This is a genomic window from Vagococcus sp. 211 (assembly GCF_056322705.1).
Window position 1 is genome coordinate 1,223,967 of sequence record NZ_CM150475.1, and the last position, 21,312, is coordinate 1,245,278.

Annotated in this window: 16 protein-coding genes; all 16 read right to left on the reverse strand. The window is 38.1% G+C overall.

The window, feature by feature from the left end:
* Window positions 1-7 precede the first annotated feature (7 nt).
* The gene (locus tag ACVWM0_RS06110) at window positions 8-970 is read right to left on the reverse strand and encodes a zinc ribbon domain-containing protein (protein WP_476471760.1); all 963 of its coding nucleotides are present in this window, start codon (window positions 968-970) and stop codon (window positions 8-10) included.
* Between the two features lie 3 nt (window positions 971-973).
* Window positions 974-2,188, reverse strand: coding sequence for a glycoside hydrolase family 3 protein (locus ACVWM0_RS06115; protein WP_476471761.1), 1,215 nt, complete (start codon window positions 2,186-2,188; stop codon window positions 974-976).
* Between the two features lie 3 nt (window positions 2,189-2,191).
* Entirely contained in the window at window positions 2,192-3,691 is a 1,500-nt protein-coding gene (locus ACVWM0_RS06120; RefSeq protein ID WP_476471762.1) for a zinc ribbon domain-containing protein, read from the reverse strand.
* 188 nt (window positions 3,692-3,879) lie between these two features.
* A complete protein-coding gene (rpoD, locus tag ACVWM0_RS06125; RefSeq protein WP_476471763.1) occupies window positions 3,880-5,007 on the reverse strand; it encodes an RNA polymerase sigma factor RpoD in 1,128 nt (375 codons plus the stop codon).
* Window positions 5,008-5,021: 14 nt separating this feature from the next.
* Window positions 5,022-6,869, reverse strand: coding sequence for a DNA primase (gene dnaG / locus ACVWM0_RS06130; protein WP_476471764.1), 1,848 nt, complete (start codon window positions 6,867-6,869; stop codon window positions 5,022-5,024).
* Window positions 6,870-6,997: 128 nt separating this feature from the next.
* Window positions 6,998-9,322 (reverse strand): cation-translocating P-type ATPase, encoded by a 2,325-nt coding sequence (locus ACVWM0_RS06135; RefSeq protein WP_476471765.1) that lies wholly within the window; start codon window positions 9,320-9,322, stop codon window positions 6,998-7,000.
* Between the two features lie 70 nt (window positions 9,323-9,392).
* Window positions 9,393-10,907 (reverse strand): PASTA domain-containing protein, encoded by a 1,515-nt coding sequence (locus ACVWM0_RS06140; RefSeq protein WP_476471766.1) that lies wholly within the window; start codon window positions 10,905-10,907, stop codon window positions 9,393-9,395.
* Window positions 10,900-11,574, reverse strand: a complete 675-nt coding sequence (locus ACVWM0_RS06145; RefSeq protein ID WP_476471767.1) for an ABC transporter ATP-binding protein — start codon at window positions 11,572-11,574, stop codon at window positions 10,900-10,902. Before ACVWM0_RS06145 ends, ACVWM0_RS06140 begins: the two co-directional genes overlap by 8 nt.
* A 15-nt stretch (window positions 11,575-11,589) precedes the next feature.
* Window positions 11,590-13,143, reverse strand: coding sequence for an ABC transporter permease (locus ACVWM0_RS06150; protein WP_476471768.1), 1,554 nt, complete (start codon window positions 13,141-13,143; stop codon window positions 11,590-11,592).
* A gap of 134 nt (window positions 13,144-13,277) precedes the next feature.
* Window positions 13,278-15,353 (reverse strand): glycine--tRNA ligase subunit beta, encoded by a 2,076-nt coding sequence (glyS, locus tag ACVWM0_RS06155; protein WP_476471769.1) that lies wholly within the window; start codon window positions 15,351-15,353, stop codon window positions 13,278-13,280.
* Window position 15,354: 1 nt separating this feature from the next.
* Entirely contained in the window at window positions 15,355-16,251 is an 897-nt protein-coding gene (gene glyQ / locus ACVWM0_RS06160; protein WP_476471770.1) for a glycine--tRNA ligase subunit alpha, read from the reverse strand.
* Window positions 16,252-16,527: 276 nt separating this feature from the next.
* Complete coding sequence (gene recO / locus ACVWM0_RS06165; RefSeq protein WP_476471771.1) at window positions 16,528-17,301, reverse strand: DNA repair protein RecO; 774 nt, start codon at window positions 17,299-17,301, stop codon at window positions 16,528-16,530.
* A 30-nt stretch (window positions 17,302-17,331) separates the two neighbouring features.
* Complete coding sequence (era, locus tag ACVWM0_RS06170; RefSeq protein ID WP_476471772.1) at window positions 17,332-18,237, reverse strand: GTPase Era; 906 nt, start codon at window positions 18,235-18,237, stop codon at window positions 17,332-17,334.
* A 13-nt stretch (window positions 18,238-18,250) separates the two neighbouring features.
* Window positions 18,251-18,643: a diacylglycerol kinase family protein gene (locus ACVWM0_RS06175; protein WP_476471773.1), complete on the reverse strand. Its 393-nt coding sequence runs from the start codon at window positions 18,641-18,643 to the stop codon at window positions 18,251-18,253.
* The gene (gene ybeY, locus ACVWM0_RS06180; protein ID WP_476471774.1) at window positions 18,627-19,103 is read right to left on the reverse strand and encodes an rRNA maturation RNase YbeY; all 477 of its coding nucleotides are present in this window, start codon (window positions 19,101-19,103) and stop codon (window positions 18,627-18,629) included. Before ybeY ends, ACVWM0_RS06175 begins: the two co-directional genes overlap by 17 nt.
* A gap of 1 nt (window position 19,104) precedes the next feature.
* On the reverse strand, window positions 19,105-21,309 hold the full coding sequence (locus tag ACVWM0_RS06185; protein ID WP_476471775.1) for an HD family phosphohydrolase: 2,205 nt from the start codon (window positions 21,307-21,309) through the stop codon (window positions 19,105-19,107).
* Window positions 21,310-21,312 lie beyond the last annotated feature (3 nt).

The following is a 21,312-nucleotide window of genomic DNA, read 5'->3' on the forward strand; positions in this document are numbered from 1 at the left end:
GAAACGATTAGAATCCTATAATACGGGAAGTAATTGACTTAGTCGCTGTCTCGAATAATTCCATGATGCTTGTCCCAATCATATCGCTTAATAACACATTGATAATCAGTTGTACAATCAACGTGCCAACCATGATACCAATCGTCCAATAAAATTTATTTCTCGTAGAACCAAGGTTCTCAATTGCCCAAATGTTAGCGAAATACGAAATGTTGATAAAGAACATCGTCAATAATAACAACATAGTGTACATGAAACTAAAGCCGTATTTCGAAACAAAAGTTAAGAAAAACATCACAGCAGCAAAATAGAAAACAATACTAATAGGAGCATAAATGTGTTCAAAAATATCTGCCATATTGGTTTTGTTCTTAAATATTTTGCTAGATAACACATAAATCGCTAACACATTAATAAATTGGCCGATCATCAACAACATTAATACTGGGAACAACATTTCAAACTTAAAGTTCATTCCATGAATTGATTTTCCTAAAGCATGACTAATTGCTAAACTAATCAATAGGTTAAAAACAAAGAAAGATATTACACCAAATGATCGATTTTGACTCATGCCACCTAACAACGGGTTTTTAATATTACCATTAATATATGACAAATAATTTTTACCTTTATCAGCAAATTGATTCACAGATTGATTGACCGCTTCTTGATTAATATTAATGAGTGGTGTCTGTTGAGACTGCTGCGTATTCTGAGTTTGTTGTTGGTACTGTTGTTGCGTGTTCTCTTGTTGTTGGTAATGGTTTTGTTGAGACTCTTGGTAAGTATTTTCTTCCCCAGATTCGTAATTCGCTTCCTGAATAACTTCTTCTTCATAAATAGGTGCGTCGTCCATGATAGGCGTTTCTTGAGACGTTGGTTCTACTTCTTTTTGCACCCCACCACAAAATGCACAGAATTTTACCGTATCTTTAATTTCTTTCCCACAATGCATACAAAATTTCATTTCCTATTCCTCCAATGTTATAATTCCTAATTTGTGTTTCCATGTCATAATTCTTGTGACCGACCTATTCAAGTCCTCTTCTTTATAATCACCCGTCGCTATAGCTGCTTTAATCGCAGGAATCTGTGTTTTATAACTAGACGATAAGATAAGGTCATTGCCGGCCTTCACAGCTTTTAGTCCCGCTTCTTCTTGGCTAATAAAATCTGCCAAACCGTCCATATCCATGTCATCTGTCATCACAACGCCCTCAAAGCCTAATTCCTTGCGTAACACATCGTGCACACGAGGGGAAATAGACGCTGGTAAGCTGTCATCTAGTGCCGTCACAATATTATGGGACACTAGAATGCTATCTGCTCCGGCATCAATCCCAGCTTTAAAAGGAGGGATGGCTTCTTTGTCCAATTCCTCCCTACTCCGATTGTCGTGAACAATGTCTGTATGAGAATCCTCATTGTCCCCATATCCTGGGAAATGCTTCAAGGTAGAGCCCGTGCCTTCCTTGGTTAGCTCTTCCACCACCGATGTGACAAATGTCGACGTCCCTGCCACATCTAACCCAATCGTTCTTGGATAAATAAAACTTTCCTTATGTGTCGATACATCTGCTACAGGATACAATCCCGTATGAATCCCTAGTTCTTTAAAAATAGCTGACTTAGTCCGAACGTCCTGCCTGATACCAGTCATGCCATCTGTGTCATAAATCTTTTGTGGCGATTTAAACTGCTCCGGCACGACCTCTTTGTTTCGACTAATTCGAGTCACGGTGCCACCTTCTTCGTCTGAAGCAACCATAAAGGGCGTCTTAGCTGTGTCTTGATAGCTTTTGATTTTTTCAGTTAAACTCTCTTTGGTTTCTCCCTCAATGTCACGGCTAAAGAGCAGATACCCACCTAAATGGTATGTGGCAATATCCGCTAGTTGGTCCTCAACAGGTACCCTCACTAAGAATAATTGGCCGATTTTTTCATCCAATGTCATCTGCTGAACCAAGTCATCCAGTTGCTCCTCAAGGCTTGGAAGTACCTCAACCGTCGAATTGACCTCCAACTCTGTGCTTGATTCTGAGATAGAGCTATACTGCGTCTGACTAATGTCCGTTGAGTTTTCCTTGGGTGGTGAGGACTCTTTCACAAGCAACACAATGCCTGTCGCCACAGCACCTATCAAAAGAATACTCGCAAAGATGGCCTTTTTAGTACTTGTTGTCATCTACTAAGACACGCCTCCATCATCTATGACTTCAAAATTTTCTTTCCCACCTAAATCAACAATCTGTAACTTATCCTCTTCCTCGTTATAGCGTAACGTGGCTTTCGTGTACTTAAAGGTTTGAACCACTTCATCTCTTTTCATAGCCTTATATCGCGTACGGTATTCGATGAAATATTGGACTTCATACAAATCTTTCCCAATCATGTCAAAACTTTCAACCTTCGGGGTTCCCATAACACTTGATTTTTCTTCGCTTTCACGAACACTTTTAATAAAGGTAAGAAAATCATTGTAATCCTCATTGTTTGCCCCCTCGTCAAAGTATCCCGTTAAAGACTCAATCTGATAATCTCTCAAACTACCCGAGCCTCGAGTCATATCTGTTACATGACTATACATCTCGTCTAATGAAGATTGAGCCATCTCTTTTGTTTGGACTCCTTCAACTATTAAGTTGATCTCCGAGCCTACGTCCTCGTAATTCTCACTCCAATAGATGCCTTCTTCCACTTCTCGTTCTTCAGATACAATCGTTTCTTTGTTGATTTTTTTCTCCACTCTAACCGACATACCTTGATGCCACACAAGGTCTTTAACCTCAAGTTCTCCTTTTTTTAGGGTGCCGATTTTCTTATTATCTACAAAAACATCCCCACCCTCTAAATTAGACATTACTTTAAACGATACTTTATGAAAATCCATTTTTAAGGTGCTCGCTTCCTCAAAATCAGGATGGTCATATCGAACCAATACAACGTCGCTTTCAGTGTCCACTTTATCTAAACTACCTTTCACCTTGTATACGCCTGGAGTCAAAGGTCCAATCTTCATTTCTCCTGTATCATCCATCGTTTCTTCTTTATTATCTACCGTTACTTTTACATCTGGTTCATTCGCATATACCGTTAAATACACTGGTGTTAGTTCTAAGCTATAATGATCAAATAAAAAGAAGTCCTTCCCTTCTTTAACCACAGAGAAGTCTGTCGCTTCCTCCTGTTTCTGGCTTAATCCTTTAACTATGTCAGAAAAAGCCTCTTTTTGATCCGCTTCACTGTAATAATCTGTCATTTTTTTTAAGCTAGCCGCGCTGATTTTAAAATTAGGGTCACTAGATATCGTAATCTCTGCCCATTTCTTAGGATCCTTTGTCTTTATCACTTCTTGCATCCGTTCAACTTGTTGATCATAACTGTAGTAATTTTCGCCATATTTGTACGTTCCTACAATCGCTGATACAAGAATGACCCCTACAATCGCCCCTGCTTTTTGTTTTTTAGACCACTTTTTCTTTTCAATTAATGGCCCCTCAAAATAAGGGACACTCTCTGGTTCTTTAGGGTTACCATTTTCTTGTTGGGTTACCATCATCGGTGACGCCTCAGGGATATCACTGGTAACCAAAGAATGATCTTCGACTCCTAAACGAAGATCTGAACCACAATTTTCACAAAAATGAAAATCTTCTTCATTTTTATGACCACAATTCCAACAAAACATCCTTTAATCTCTCCTTTTCGAATAATATATATACAAAACTATCATACCCTTAGGAAAAGTCATATTACGACTCTCTGTTACAATAATTCTGCTTTTTTTATATTAAATAGTATTATCATGCTCATTTTATACATTTCTATACAAAAAAAGACTTTAGAACACATGTCCTAAAGCCTTGATTGCTTATTTTATTCTAGAAAATCTTTTAATTGTTTTGAACGAGATGGGTGGCGTAGTTTTCTAAGAGCTTTCGCTTCGATTTGTCGAATTCGCTCACGGGTCACCCCAAATACTTTCCCAACTTCTTCTAATGTACGTGTGCGTCCATCATCTAGACCAAAGCGTAAACGTAGTACGTTTTCTTCACGGTCTGTTAAGGTATCTAACACACTTTCAAGCTGTTCTTTTAATAATTCATAGGCTGCATGATCTGCAGGGCTTGTTGCTTCTTGGTCTTCAATGAAATCACCTAAGTGCGAATCATCTTCTTCACCAATTGGTGTTTCAAGCGACACTGGCTCCTGAGCAATTTTTAAGATTTCTCTGACTTTTTCTGGTGGAAGGTCCATCTCTGCACCAATTTCTTCTGGTGTCGGTTCGCGTCCTAAGTCTTGCAATAATTGACGTTGGATACGGATCAATTTGTTGATGGTTTCAACCATATGTACCGGAATACGAATGGTTCTTGCTTGGTCGGCAATCGCACGTGTAATCGCTTGACGAATCCACCATGTGGCATAAGTTGAGAATTTGAACCCTTTTTCATGGTCAAATTTTTCTACAGCTTTCATTAATCCCATGTTACCTTCTTGGATTAAATCTAGGAACTGCATACCACGGCCTACATAACGTTTCGCAATACTAACAACCAAGCGAAGGTTGGCTTCCGCTAATTCTTGTTTCGCTTCTGGGTCACCTTCTTGAATACGTAAAGCTAACGCTACTTCTTCTTCTGCTGTTAAAAGAGGCACACGACCAATTTCTTTTAAGTACATTCTTACGGGGTCGTTGATTTTAACCCCAGCAGGAGCTAATAAGTCTTCAGGTTTTTCTTCTTTTTTCGCTTTTGCTTCTTTTTTCTTTGCAGCGCTCAAACTTCTCTCGCTTGGTTCCCCTTTTTCGTCCACAACGCTAACACCAGCGTCTTCAACTTTTTGAATTAAGTCATCCATTTGATCTGAATCTAATTCAAAAGGAGTGGCGATTTCATTAGTTAAGTCATCAATAAAAACAGAACCTTTTGGTTTGTTCGTTCTAATGAATGAATCGACTGTTTTTTTGTACTCTGCTTGATTTTTAACTTCCTCTTTTGACATAAAAGAAAGCCCCCTTAATTCAATATATTTTTTAATTCCTTTTGTAACGTGATAATGTTAATTGTTGCCTCAAACTCTAATTCTTTATTGCCTAGCCGTTGAGCTTCTTGTTGAGCTCTCATCTGCTCTTCCATTTGCTTTTGAATCGCAGCGGTCGCAATTATTTTAACACAATCCTTTAACTCTTCAACGGAACTTTCTTCACTATAATTTTGCAAAGAGATACTGACTACTTTGTGCTTCAACGTATCTTCTTGTAAATAATCAATAAAATCAGCTACCTCAAGTTCACCGTGTAAACTCATATAATTACTAATATGAAGGTATAACTCTTGATAGATATCGTGAACAAAAGAAAAATTAACTTGTTGAGCTAAAAAATTATGGGCGTTCCTTTCATTCATCAACCGGTAAATCAGCTGTAATTCTGCTTTCTCAACAAGGCTTACCTTTTTGACGTCTTGAAATTGTGGTATCACTGGTTCAAAGGTTTGTTGAAAATGTTGGGTAGTTCCTTGGCGACGAACCGCCTTTTTCTGGTTTAACTCACTTTGTAAGCTCTCTTTGGATAAACCAAATTCTTCTGCCAGTTTCGTCACATACAAGTCCCGCTCAATCACAGAATCTACCTCAGATAGTTCTGTTAGAATACTATCAATGTAGGCTAGTTTATCAGATTCTATGGACAAATCATACTGCTTTTTAATAAACTCATTTTTGAATTGAAAAATGGTTTCTCGGCTTGCATGAAGTAATTCTTTTAATGCTTTTGGTCCGTAGTGTCTACGGTAATCATCTGGGTCCATTCTCTCAGGCATTCGGATGATTTGAATGTCCAAAGCACTCTCTTCTTGTATTACATGCACTGCTCGGTTAATCGCGTCTTGGCCAGCACTATCTCCATCGTAACAAATCAATACGTCTGTTGCGACACGCTCCATGGCTTTTATTTGCTCAATGGTCAAACTAGTCCCCATTGTGGCGACCCCGTTTTCTATCCCACTCATCCAAGCAGAGATAACATCCATAAAGCCTTCAAACAAAATAATCTCATTGCTTTTACGAATAACTGGCCTTGCCTGATGAAAGTTATAGAGAACGAAACGCTTATTGAAAAGTTTCGTTTCTGGGCTGTTTAAGTACTTAGGTTGATCCGAGCTGTCGAACATCTCATCTTCCAAAATCCGACCAGAAAAACCAATCACTTTCCCTTGATAATTTTTAATCGGAAACATAATCCGTTGATAGAACCGGTCCAACCATTGGCCAGAATCTAACATAAATAACAGACCTGTTTCTTTTAAAACCTCTTCTGAATAATTGTCCTTCTGTAAGATTTGATGAACGACTCGTCGGTCCTTCGGTGCAAAACCAATCTGAAATGTCTCAATCATCTCATCTGTCAAACCTCGTTCATGTAGGTAAGCCAGCGCCTTTTCACCAATTTGTGTGTTCATCAAAATATGATGATACAACTCGGTTACTTTTTGGTGAATGTCTAACACTTGACGCTCTTCTAAAGAAACATTCCCTTGGCCACTTGGAGATGCTTCTGCCGTATAATTAGTAGGTAAATCAATGTTTGTTTGACTCCCGATTTTTTCCACGGCTTCTGGAAAAGACAATCCTTCTATTTCTTGGACGAATTTAAACACACTACCGCCTTTACCACAGCCAAAGCAATGATAAATTTGTTTGTCTTCTGCTACTGAAAACGATGGGGTTTTCTCGTCATGAAATGGACATAAGCCTAAATAATTTTTACCAGATTTTTTCAGTTGAACGTATTCCCCAACAACATCCACGATGTTAACTTCTTTACGAATGGCATCAATCGTTGCTTGTGGAATCATTTGTGACATCGGTTTACGCTCCTTTATAAAGCCACAAAAGTCGCACTGCAGACAGCGCGACTATTTGGCATAAATATACATATTAAAGTATACCATATTTAGTTAGTAATGCAATTCTTATGACCTCGTTTCTCTCATTAGTTTGTTACTGGTCTTTTGATCAACCATTTATCCAGCATGAACTTGCCGCATAAAGAGAGAACAACTAATACGAAAAAGACTGGTAATGTCGCACTTGTTAAATAAGAAATCTCTAGAATTCCTTTAAATAGCATAGCAGCCACATATGTTCCTACAACCGTTGTTACAGCTAAGAACACGCGTAGTGGATTAAACGGCAGACAGGCTTTCACCACTGCCATACTGCTAACAGCAATTAGCATGTAATACATTAATGTGGTTGTATCTATGGTTGACCACGCATAATGTTGGCCTAGGAAATAAATAACTAACACGTTCATTACTACTAACAACGCATTCGGTAACGCATTTCTAAGAGCCGTTGGTAAGAAACGCGTGTCTACTTTTCGGCGGTCATTCTCAAAAGATAAGAAGAACGTTGGGTAACCTTCAATCGCCAAATCCAGTAAGGTAATTTGGATGGGGATAAAAGGAAAAGCCACAGCACTTAAAGCACACAATACTGACAGTATCAAAGAATAAATGGTTTTGATAAAGAAGATACTCGCTACCTTTGTCACGTTATTGACCACACGACGTCCTTCAAACAACACATCTGGTAACGTGGTAAAATCAGAATTTAGTAATACTAAATTGGCAATCTGACGAGTGGCATTGTCCCCCTCAGCCATAGCGATACTACAATCAGCTTCTTTTAAGGCTAAGACATCGTTGACCCCATCTCCAGTCATTGCAACAACATGGCCTTGGGATTTCAATTCTTGGACAAGTATTTTCTTTTGTTGGGGAGACACGCGCCCAAATACTGTGTAGTGATTCACCAAAGAACGAACCTCTTGTTCCTCAGTAATAGCGGATAAATCCACATAAGAAGCATACGTTTCAAGACCTGCACGTCTTGCTACGTTAGACACAGTGACCGGATTATCTCCTGAAATCACACGAATATCTACGCCCTCTTCTTTTAAATAGGCTAACGTCTCATTGGCGTTTTCTCGAATCGGATCATCAATCAGAAGAACTGCTAACGGCCTCAGTTCCGGTAAGACGTCGTCCTCAACTCCCCCGTCGCTTAACCCTAACATCAACACTCGGTACCCTTCTTCTTGACCTACTACAACAGAACGTGGCAACTCTGAATCACTCACTAAACGTTCCGGAGCGCCTAGTACTACTGTACCTAATCCTTTAAATTCAACGGCTCCCCATTTCTTCTCAGAAGAAAAACTGACCACTTGGCCCGCTTCAAAAACGTCAGATTCTTTAAACGCTTGACGTAACGCTTCCATCGTTAAATTGTTATCTTTAGATACTCGCAAATAGCTGCCAATAATATCATGGAAATCTGCTCGGTGCTGTGGGTCTAATACATCTACATCCAACACTTTCATTTTACCTTCCGTGATGGTCCCTGTTTTATCTAAACAAATCACATCCACATGAGCCAAGGTTTCTACAGCATACATGTCTTGTACAAGCACTTGCTTGTTTGCAAGCTTTGCCACAGCTGTTGCTAAGGCGATACTAATCAAGAGCACCATCCCTTTAGGCAACATTCCTAAGAGAGCTGCTGCAGAAAAGACGACGGAAGATTTAATATCGGATTGTCTCACAAAAAACGCTTCAACAAACAAGATTAAGCCTAACGGCACAATGACATAACTTGTAAACTTTGAGACTTTTCTAATGGAAGACACCAATTCTGATGTCATCGGTTTGTGCACTTTGGCTTCATTGGCAATCTTTGTCGCATAGTTGTCTTTTCCAACATGAACCACACGGCCATAACATTGACCACTGGCAACATAACTTCCTGATAATAGTGCTGTACCAGGTCCTTTTTTTATCAAGTCTGATTCTCCAGTCAATAGCGCTTCATTCACTTCAATATGACCTTCGACTACCTCCATATCAGAAGGTATCTGATCCCCAATGCCAAGCTTAACAATGTCGTCCATCACAATGTCTATGGACTCAATCACAACTTCTTGCCCATCTCGCATTACCCTCGCTTCGTCTTTGTTGACGATGGATAATTTTGCGACAAGATTTTTTGCTCTGATTTCTTGGGTAACCCCGATAATAACATTGACCATGATAATGGCCATAAAGAATAAATTACTAAAAGCCCCAACCATCCCTAAACAAATGGCAATCATGAGATTTAATAAGTTAAAGAGGGTCATAACATTATCTTTAATAATATCTTTGTTCGATTTTGCTACATTCTCTTCATAATTATTGTGCAATCCTTGTTGCACGCGTTGTGTTACTTCTTCCTTCGTTAAACCATGTAACGGTTTTTCCATTGTTTCATTCATTCCTTTGCAACCATAATGGGCTTTTTTATTAATAAAAGACCTCTATACTTTATCATATAGAGGTCTACTCTCACAACTCTGGGTCATCATTACTTGGTTCTGTGGGTGAGGCGCTGGGTGCATCCGCAAATCGGCCATTGCTAATACCAAAAACAACAGTATCATTTAAACCAATGTATTGATTGAACACACTCATTTTGACAATTTGTCCTTTTTCTTGTGATGAATCCACGTAGTACACATCATAAGTAATGCTTGCTCCTTTGGAATTAAAATCATCGTATAGCAGTTTAGGGATGTCTCCTTCTAACTGACCATAATAAGATTTAATATAAGGGCTACCCATGGAATACACCACTTTAACAGGTTTAACCTCTTTCCCTGTCATTTTCGTACCTGCTTCAATCGATTGACTAATCAAGCGGCCATAAGGGACATCGTTTGAAAAGACTTGTGTCATATTTACTACGAGTCCTTCCACAGCATCACTTGCCGCATCTGGACGCATGTCTGAAAAATTAGGTACTACTACGGCTTTACCTAATGATTCTTCAAAAATCACCGTGTCATTTTTAGCAATTTTCGTATCTTTCTTTACGTTTTGAGAAATAATTAAGCCTTCTTCAATTGTATCTGAATCCGTCTTTTCATACTTAACTGACACACCATTCTTCTTAGCCCATTCATCCACAGTCGCTTTGTCTTTCTTAGTAAAGTCTGGCATGGCAATGTTTTTCTCAAAGACCTCTTTCCCTTTAGAAAAATACACATTCGCACTGTCTCTGCGTCGATAATTTTCTGCGGTGATGTCTTTGTTGCTAAAATCAATTTTGATAAACGACCCTTTGTCAACTTTATTATCGTATTCGGTAATCACCGTTAAATTCTCTGCTTTATTCTTCTCAATAAACGCAGCAACGTCCGATTCAGTCATTTCTTTAAAATTCGGTAAAGGAATCAACTCTTCAGGATCTGGACCATCACTGACAACCACTGTTACATCCGAGCCCTTTTTCACATTTTTACCAGGTTTAATCGACTGTTCTACCACATCATTGCTCGCCTTTTCAATAGAAAAAGTACCATCATAGGTTACTTTCATCCGGTTCTCAGCCGCCCATTTCCTAACCTCTGTCACAGACTTGTCGGTAAACTCAGGCATTTTAACTCGGCTTATATTAAAATAAATAGCATATATAGCAATCATCGCTAGAATACTGCCGCCAATAATGACTAATTTTTTCCGTTTTTGCTTCGAGGCATAGGTTGGATCAATCGCTACTTCATGATCAGAAGAACTGTCGTATTCCAAATCATCTTCTTGCCCCTCATCGTCTAAAAAATACGCCGATTCGTCGGTATAATTCGGCGTATCGATTGGAACAAACACTGGTTGATTGTCTGAGGTAGAAGAGGTACTAGGTTTTCTTTTTCGTTTTTTGCGGCGAACGGGAGGACCGGTTACTGGTGTTACCTCTTCTTCTTGTTCCTTTGTAATGGGACGTTGGCGTTTTTGAGATGACTTTTTCTCTTCTAATGTCTCTTTATAATTCTGAGCATCAAAATTAGATAAGAAATCACTCATAATCTCTCAAAACTCCTTTGCGTAGTAAAAATGCTTTATCTGATTGTTTGGCTATCTCTTGAGAATGGGTTACCATGATGACACATTTATTGTGGTCATGAGCCAATGACTTGAAGATGTTCACAATTTCTTGTTCCATCTCTTCGTCTAGGTTTCCTGTTGGCTCATCTGCCAAGATAACGTCCACGTTAGTTGCTAAGGCTCTAGCAATAGCAATACGCTGTTGTTCCCCACCTGACAATTGATTGACCATGCGTTTGGCTTTCTCTTCTCCAATCCCAATATAATCTAGTAGATTGTAGGCTACTTTTTCGTGATTATCTGGTAGTTTATTCTCTGTAATTGACATTGGCACAAGCACATTTTCTACGCCTGTCAAATAAGGAATTAAATTATATTGCTGGAAAATAATGCCAATATTGTTTCGTCTATAGTTATCATAGCCAATCGACTTAATGTTTTTCTTATTGTAGAACAAGTTCCCTTTTTTAGGTTCTTCAAGCCCGCCAAGAATAGAAAGTAAGGTTGTTTTACCTGAACCAGACTGTCCCACGATACAATAGAACGTTCCTTGCTCAAAATCAACATTGGTATTCTTCAAGATATAACGTAGTTTGTCACCATCTTGATAATAATAATCTAATTTTCTCGCTTTAATAATCGACATGTTCATTCACCTTCCTTACATCATTATTTTCTTCGGATTGAGTCGCATAATATAGATTAACGGTGCGACTGCAGACAATAACACCACACCCAAACCAACCACATAGAATAAAGCAATGTATTGAGGGGTTAAGGTGATTTTATAGGCTTCTACCACATCATCTTCTGTCACCGTATTATTAGTCAATTGAGATATTTCCCAATCTCCGCCCATCATAAATCCACCATCTAAGACGTCTTCTTGACGTTGCGTTTGGATCAAGGAATTAGAGAATCCTTTGGCTAACATATTGCCTGTAAACACAGAAATCGTAATGGCAACTAAAGAAATCAAGACCACTTCTGTCACAATCTGTCCGACCACTCGGCTACGTTTTTCTCCTAATGACAAGTAAACGCCTAACTCATGTTTACGATCACGTAAAAATAATATAACAACTAATGTAATAATTAAAACGGAAGCAACCACTGAAATAATCAAGACTAAATTAGAAATTTTCGCCATACCTTTCACAGGTCCTGCCACTGAATCGTACTGGTCTGAACTCGCTAGTACTCTATAGTACTTAATATTATGACTATCCAATACTTTTTGGGCTTCTATTCTAAAATCTTCTACTAATTCTGGTTTTTCAATAATATACATTGATGTGCCACGGTTATTTTCCCCTGTCATAGCTTTTAACACATCGTCTAACTGAGGTTGTTTACCATCTTCAGCGACCCAACTGTAGTTATTCGGGAATTTTTCAAAGGCAAATGTCGTAAATTCTTTTGCTGTATTAGAGATATACGCATTGGGAGCGTAGATGGTGTTCATTTGTTCATACAAATTAAAATCAGCCATCCCGTCATCTTCTTTTTTACGTTTTTTCTCATCTTCCACTTGGACTACTTGGAAGGTACCTATTACTTCCATAGGGTAATCTTTAGTGGCTGTATCAACTTTACTTGCCTCTTCCCCGTCAGAATTCATCATGCCTTCATCATCTTGTACTGTCCGGTCAACAATCATTTTGTCTCCCACAGCCAAATTATTTTCTTTGGCTAACTCTTCAGAGATGATTGCCACAGCTTTCCCTTCTTTGACTTCTTCCTCAGTAAAGACGCGACCATTCGTCATTTTAATTTTTTGACTCTTCACGTCAATCACTTCAGGGTAATTAACCCCTTTGAAATTCATGTAAGATTGCCCTTCCATTCCAATAGAAAAAGACTCATCTTTAGGCTGAACACTTTTCAGCTTTTGTGTCATCTCAAAGTCAGTTACTGAGTAATCAAAGTACTTTACTTGTGACAACGCTCCAATTTCATTGTAAATGTCTGGTGTCGGATGGGCTACTTTATCGTAGTCCTCTAGCTCAGATTTTTCCATCTTCTCATAATCAAAGGATACCGTTGCCGTAGCCCCTAATTGTTTCTTAATGGTTTCCTCCACACTCTTGGTTCCTTGTTTAATTGAGATAGCCCCAGCCATCACATTCCCTAGAATAAAAATCACAGCAAAAAGGATGAGGGATTTTCCTTTTCGGCGAGTTACACTATACATAGCTCGTTTAAAAAAATTCATATCTTTCACTCCTCACATTTATCCCTAGTTTTTTTTCATCTTCACTCTTAATTTTATCATTAAAGACTCATAAAACCTATTCTTATTTTAAAAAAAGAGCGACTCATAATGGGCCGCTCTTTAAGTACTACTATTTATTTAACAATTAGTAAATCAAGGCTTGCAAAGGATAAAGCTATTTTAGCAATCTCTGTTAATTGGTTCAGTCTATTTTGACGACGTTCTTCGTCTTCTACCATGACCATGGTTTGTTCAAAGTAAGCTTCAATTAACGGATTCAATGCTTTAAGACCTTCAAAGTTCTCGTTAAGCGTTAACTCTCCAGCTTTTTCTTTCAAAACATTGACAGCATCGTATAACGCTTTTTCTGCCTCATTTTCGAATAATTCTGGTTGAATCGTGCTTTGGTTGTCTGCGTCATTTTTCATAGATAAGTTAATAACACGTGTCAACGATTCTACTGTTGGTTTGAAATCTCCTTGTTCTGCTTGGTTTTCTAGAATGGCTGCTGTTTCAAACATTTGACTTAAGTCATCTTGTTTGCTTTCAACGACAGCTTCAATAATATCGTGGCGAATGTTCTTACCACTAAACCATTGTTTCATGCGGCCTTTAACAAAATCTTGAATGCTCTCTTTACCATCTTCAAATTTCAGACCAAAAGTATCGTAGTCACTGTTAATTAATTCCTCAATTTTCCCTTGTAATTGATTCAATGGGAATTCCCATTCTTTGTTTTCTACGATACGAATCACACCATATGTTTGACGACGTAATGCGTAAGGGTCATTTGATCCCGTTGGGTTTAAGTTTACAGTAAAGAAGGCAAATAACGTGTCTAATTTATCAGCAATCGCAAGAACAGCTCCCACATCGCTTGCTGGCAATTCTCCATCGCTCGATTTTGGTAAATAATGTTCACGAATGGCTTGGGCCACTTCTTTTGTTTCACCTTTGCTTATCGCGTATTTTTCTCCAATAACGCCTTGTAATTCAGGGAATTCCCCTACCATATTTGTCATTAAATCAAATTTGTATATCTCACTAGCACGTTTCAATGTGCTTAATTGATCGGCATCTAAGCCAACGTATTGTCCAATTAACTGCGCAATCGCACCCACACGTTGCATTTTCTCATAAACTGACCCAATTTTTTCATGGAACGTCACATTTTTTAATTTATCAACACTTGTTTCAATGCTCACTTCCATGTCTTCTTTGTAGAAGAATTCAGCGTCTTCTAGACGTGCTTTTAATACTTTTTCATTACCAGAAATGACATTATCAATGTATTCACTATTACCATTACGGACAGAAACAAAATGATTCAATAAATTACCTTGAGCATCTAGTACTTCAAAATAACGTTGGTGCTCTTTCATTGAGGTAATCAGCACTTCTGACGGGATACTCAAATATTGTTCTTCAAAATTACCTACAAAAGCAGTTGGGTACTCGATCAAGTTATTGATTTCTTCAAGTAATGTCTCATCCGCTGGAATTTGCCAGTTGTTCATTGACTCAATCTCTGTTAATTGTTTGGCAATCATGTTTTTACGAATAACTGCATTCACAATCACGCTTTGTTCTTCTAATTTTGTTTCATATTCATTGGCATGGTTAATCGTTGCTTCTTGTCCTAAGAAACGATGACCACGAGACGTTTTGCCACTCTTAATGTTGAAAACTTCAACAGGTACTAACACATCATCTAAAAGAGCCACTACCCAATGAACGGGACGAATAAATTTATAATCGAACGCTGCCCAGTGCATAGAAACAGGGAAGGTTAAGCTCATTACGACTTTCCCAATACCTTGCAATACGTCAGCAGCTGGCTTGCCTTCAATAAATTTATTGATATAAACGTATTCTTCTCCTTTGAATTCTTGGAAGAATAAATCCTCTCCGGTACCACCTTGGCCACGGGCAAATCCTAATGCAGCCTTGCTCCAATTCCCCTCAGCATCTTGTGCAATTTTTTTAGAAGGGCCTTTAGCAACTTCTTCAATGTTCTCTTGTTTATCTACTAATCCGTTGACACGCACTGCCAAGCGGCGAGGTGTTGAAAAGATATCTACGTTGTCAAAACTCAAACGCTCTTCAATTAAGTAATCTGATACTTTTTTTGCTAATTGATTAATCGTCGGTGTCACAATATGTGCCGGCATCTCTTCTAAACCAATCTCTAATAAAAATTGTTTCGACATATTATTTCTCCTCCAACGTTTCTTTTAATAATGGGAATCCTAATTTTTCACGTTCAGCAACAAAGGCTTTCGCTAAAGAACGAGCCATGTTACGAATACGTGATAAGAAGCCTGCGCGCTCTGTTACAGAAACAGCACCACGAGCATCTAATAAGTTAAAAGCATGGCTACATTTTAATACATAGTCGTATCCTGGATGAACTAATCCTTTTTCAATACAACGCTTCGTTTCTGTTTCATACATATCAAATAATTGTAATAACATGTCTTGATTACTTACATCAAAAGAGTACACTGAATGCTCGTATTCAGGTTGAACAAAAATTTCACCGTATTTAACGCCTTTTGTCCATTCTAAGTCATAAACACTGTCTACTTCTTGAATATATGAAGCCAATCTTTCTAAACCATAGGTAATTTCTGAGGTTACAGGTTTACATTCTAACCCACCTACTTGTTGGAAATAAGTGAACTGAGTGATTTCCATTCCGTTCAGCCAAACTTCCCAACCTAAACCAGCACATCCCATAGAAGGATTTTCCCAGTTATCTTCAACAAAACGAATATCATGTTGTAATGGATCGATGCCTAATACTTTCAAACTCTCTAAATAAAGTTCTTGAATGTTATCAGGTGATGGTTTCATCACTACTTGGAATTGATGATGTTGGTATAAACGGTTTGGGTTATCTCCGTAACGACCATCATCTGGTCGACGTGACGGCTCAACATAAGCCGCATTCCATGGCTCAGGTCCGATGGCACGTAAGAACGTGTAAGGACTCATTGTTCCTGCCCCTTTTTCTGTATCGTAAGATTGCATCAACATGCACCCTTGGTCTGACCAATATTTTTGTAGTGCCGCAATCATTTCTTGAACCGTTAATTTTTGACTCATGCTTTTTTCCTCCTGTCGTTAGGCACACAAAAATCCCTATGCCTAACAAAATATGTTAAACATAGGGACGATAATTCGCGGTTCCACCCTACTTCCGAATACTTTCGGCAGCTTCATTTGATGATCACTCCAGAGTGCCTTTTCCAAAGACTCAAAGATGTTTGACTTTCACTCACTCAAACTCGCTTTAATCTTGATGTCTTCTTACTTCTCTCTTTCAACGTGATGCCTTTATATTACAATAATCATAATAATTATCTATGGATTTGTCAATTCTTAATCTTCTTTTTTTAACATCTTTTCCCAAGATTTCATATTATCAATAAATTTTTTGCTTTTTAAGTGAACCCCTACATACTCATCATACAAAATGTCCAAGGCAAACCGGATACTATCTTTTGTGTCTTGCTTTAGATTAATCTGATTAATTTGACTCAATTGAATGTGAGAAAAAAGTCTTAAAAAATGAATGGCTTTAGCATCTAGATTAAACCGTTTCACACCAGGTTGAAAATGTTTGTCACAAATAATCCCTTGATATTCAGAAGAATAATCAAACTTTCCCTGTTGTTCTCCGCAAATCGCACACTTGGACCAATCTATCTTAATCCCAAATCGGTTGAGTAGTTGGACCTCAAAAATGTTAGTAATAATTTCAGGGTCATAATGTTCATCTAGTAGTTGTAAGGCCTTTTTTAAGAAACCGTACAACGCAGGATCGTAGACATTGTCCTCAATCGCCACATCCGCTAAGTTACAAAGATACGTACCGTAAGCCGATACCGTAATATCTGTTTGCATCGTCTTGAAGCTCGAAACATCTTTAGAACTGTTTAGAAAAGACAAGCCTTCCCCTCTCAGATCCATAATATAAGTCGCACAAGTAAAGGGTTGAATCGCACTTAAGATATCTGAATTTTTTCGGTTCGCATTTTTGACAAAAAACATCTTTTTCCCGTAAGATTCAGTAAAAATCTTTACGAGTTTATCTTTTTCACGGTAATTACGAGTAAACAGAATGATGCCTTCTGCTTCTTGTATATTTTTCAACCTACCACCTCATTTGTTACAAGCTGATGCTTAATAATCCATTTCACGGTAGCCAAAGTTTTGAAGATCTTTGTTTTTATCTCGCCAATTTTTTTGAACTTTTACCCAAAGTTCTAAATAAACTTTATTACCTAACAAGTTTTCGATGTCTCGACGGCTCTTAATTCCAATGTTTTTTAGCATTTTGCCGCCTTTACCAATAATAATCCCTTTTTGACTATCACGTTCTACAATAATCGTGGCTTGAACATGGACTTTATCAAACTCGTCTCGTTGCATGCTCTCTGTGATTACTGCTACAGAATGAGGCACTTCTTGTTCTGTTAATTCTAGTACTTTTTCACGAATCAATTCAGACACAATGAAATACTCCGGATGATCCGTTACTTGATCTTTCGGATAAAACTGTGGTCCTTCTGGCATATCTTCTACTAAGGTTTCTAATAAACGTGGTACGTTATTTCCCTCTGTTGCTGAAATTGGGACAATCTCTTTAAAGTCTAACTGTTGACGATAATCATCAATAATTGGTAATAAGGCATCTGGATGTACCGTATCAATTTTATTAATTACCAAGTAAATAGGGGCCTCTGCTCGTTGCAAGCGTTCAATGATAAAGTCATCCCCACGGCCTCTTGGTTGATCTGCACTAACCATAAACAAGATAGCATCCACTTCACGTAAGGCGCTATAAGCTGTTTCAACCATAAAATCACCTAGTTTTGTTTTAGGCTTATGGATACCAGGCGTATCGATGAACACGATTTGTTCCGTATCAGTCGTATAAACCCCTTGAATTTTGTTACGTGTTGTTTGTGCTTTGTTACTCATAATCGCAATTTTTTGCGCGACTACTCTGTTTAATAATGTTGATTTCCCAACGTTTGGTCTCCCAATTATTGCTACAAAACCTGATTTAAATCCTTCGTTTGTCATGCTTAATCTCCCATCATCTTATCCATTGTATTAGTTTCGGTATAAATATAATGCCCCCTACAATTAAGGATAGCACCGCTGACAATAACACTGCTCCAGCTGCCATGTCTTTGACTTGTTTGGCTATAGGATGAAACGACTCCCCTACAACTAAGTCGACTAAATATTCAAAGCTTGTGTTAATCACTTCCACTATGAGGACGATGAAAATAACCCCTACAAGCCATAACCATTCGCTCACGCTCAAAGGAAAAATAATGCCTAAAATAAGAGCTAAAACACCAAAAGAAACATGATATTTCATGTTTCTTTCCGATACAAATGCAGTCTTTATCCCATTTTTGGCATGTTTAAACGACGCGTTCATATCTTTGTTTTTTCCTACTTGCTTATCTTTTAAGTCCATAATTATCTAAAATCTTTCTTTGTAAATCAAACATTTCTTTCTCGTCTTCTTCCGTCATATGGTCATAACCATTTAGATGCAGAAAACCGTGGACAATTAAAAAGCCCAATTCACGGTCAAAGGAATGAGCGTATTCCTCCGCTTGTTCTTTGATTTTATCCACTGAAACAAAGATATCACCAATGTCTCGAGGTAGATCGAATTCTTCAAACACTGCTGAAAATTCTTCCTCCATCTCGTCTTCGATGGCAAAGCTAATAACATCTGTTGCTTGATCTTTATTGCGATATTCTCGGTTGATCTCTTGAATTTCTTGATTGTCAACAAATGTAACGGACATTTCTGTGTCATCTTTTAATTGTAATTCTTCCACAGCTGCCGCACATTGAATGATTTTATCCACTAGGGTCAGTTGTTCCTCTGTTAATGACTTCGTTTTATCTAATACAGTCATATCCATCTTATTCGTTCCTTCTTCCTTCTTGTTCTTGTATCATTTTTTCTGCTTCTGATTTCATTTTCGGGTATTTAATTCGCGAATGGAACGTACTGCATAGACCATCGATAATCGATTTTTCTACGATAGCAATTTCATTCAATGTAAGACCCGTTTCAATCAGCTGACCATCTTCTAATCGTGAACGAATCAACCCATGAACAAACTCTTGAATTTTTTCGTTGGACGGATGATCCATTGCTCTAACAGCCGCTTCTGCGCTATCAGCGATGTTAATAATACCAGCCTCTCTGGACTGTGGTTTTGGTCCTGGATAACGGAACGCTTCTTCCATTGTTTCAGGATTTCTTTCGCTTTCTTTTATGTAAAAATACTTCATCAGGGTCGTGCCATGATGCTGTTGGCAGACGTCAATAACAAATTGGGGCATTCTTTCTTTTTTAAGAATCTTAACCCCTTCTGTCACGTGACCAAAAATAATCTCTTTACTATCTGAGGGTAATAAGAAATTATGTGGGTTCTCAGCTCCTGCTGGTAAATTCTCCACAAAAAAGTTCGCATGTTTAATTTTGCCAATATCATGGTAATAACACGCTACCCTAGTCAATAGAGAACGCCCCCCTATTTCAGCGACTGCATTGGCACTTAAACTGGCTACCATCATACTATGATGGTACGTTCCAGGCGCTTCTTGAAGCAACTGTTTTAATAAAGGATGGTTCGGATTACTTAACTCATTTAAAACAATCACACTGTCATCGTTCAATATAAGTTCAATGTACGGATACAGGCCAATCGCCAAAATGAAGGAGAACAGGCCACTACCAGAAGCAATAAAGATACTGGTTAATGTCCGACTGTCACCAAAGTCTAATCCTTGATACGCTGTCAATACAGTAATAAGCAAGATAGGAATCACAATTAATAAGAAGAAAGCTTCTTTTAATTGGGTTCCAATTCTTTTGCGATTTAACAATGTTGCGATACTCCCACAAAATGAATAAAATAAGGAAATAACTAACAAGGAAGTGGTTCCAGCCAAGTTATAAAAGATAAAAATGGAGAACACTGATTGGAATACTGCTGACATAAGCCCCCACTTTCGGTTCAGGAAAATTGTTAACAACACAGGAACAAAGGCTGCAGGGTACAACAATCCCACATTAATAGAGGTATCTTTTTGGAATAAATATAAAAATTTCATAAAGATAACGCCTACTAAGATAGCGATGGCATAAAACGTAATCTGTTTCACTTGTTCCCTACGTTCATCTTGTTTTCGTAAAATGTAGACTAGAAGTAGCACTTGAATGCCTAAAGCTAACATCATCGAAATAAGTGGGAACACAGATGTAGACTGATTACGAAGGCCTAAAAGATCGATTTTTTCAAGTGACTTCTCATCAATCTGCTCCCCTTCACGCACAATGATCTCGCCTTGATAAATCATGACAGGTTGGACGTTATGTTTGGCATTTTCTCGGATTGATTCGGTTACTTTATCATTGGCGATTTCATTAACAACAATGCTTTTATCCGTGATTGTCACAACTGACTGTTGCATCTCTGTTGTCATACCAATGTATTGAATCGCGTCTTTTGCTTTTTGTTTCTCCATGTTTAATGTTGAATTACGAATTTTTTTGGACATCGCTTCGCCAACTACATCTAGGGTTTCTTCTTGCACTTGCTTAAGTTGCCCCGTACTCATAGTGAACAACGTCTCATAAAAAGCATCTGTAAAAGAATTAAAGTAAGCTAAGTCCCCAGGGTTTAATTTTTCAAATTTGGACTTCAATAAAGGCAAGAGATCTTCTGCAACCAACTCGTTGCTCGTTGTTTTACTCTTAGACTTTGATTTATCCTCTGTGTTTTGCAATTCTTTTGCTTCCGTCATTACGTCATCAATCATGGTGAACATGGCATTGATTAAACGTTCTTGATTTTGAGCCTTGTTTGGTTCATACGTGTACTCAGGAAGGACCGCCTCCATTGCTAAGCGTTGCTTCTCTTCTGTTTCTTTTTTGTTTTCTACGGTTTTACTCGCTCGTATCGTCTCTTCGGCTAATTGCCCCTCGTTAAAGGTAATCGTTTTTTGTCTCACACTGCCAAACAACATAGCAAAGAGCAAGACCGAGGTCACAATTAGAACAAGGGGTAAATATTTTTTTCCTAATTTCTCAGGAATCTTCCTTACATCTATTTTCATCGG